We start from the raw sequence: 270 nt of genomic DNA on the forward strand, positions 1-270 counted from the left end.
CTGGCGATATGCAACGGCTCGAGGTCGTCGACGAAGCGGGGTGCGAATATTCCGTTCATGCGTCGTTCGTGCTCGACGCCAGCGGATTCGCGCGCGTGCTGCCGCGCCTGCTCGATCTCGAGGCGCCGACCGGCATGCCGACGCGCGCGGCAATCTTTTCGCATGTCGAAGACAGTCTGCCGGCCGGCTCGACCGATCGCGACAAGATCTGCATTGCCGTCCATCCGGAGCGTCGCGACGTGTGGTTCTGGATGATCCCGCTGACGAACG

The 270-nt window shown here is 64.8% G+C and carries 1 protein-coding gene; it reads left to right on the plus strand.

Going from position 1 to position 270, the window contains the following annotated elements:
* Positions 1-270 (plus strand): NAD(P)/FAD-dependent oxidoreductase (locus tag SB816_RS31930; protein WP_410548233.1); only part of this gene is annotated, 270 nt, incomplete at both ends.

Source organism: Achromobacter sp. SIMBA_011 (genome assembly GCF_046535435.1).
In the GTDB taxonomy this organism is placed as follows: domain Bacteria; phylum Pseudomonadota; class Gammaproteobacteria; order Burkholderiales; family Burkholderiaceae_B; genus Achromobacter; species Achromobacter dolens.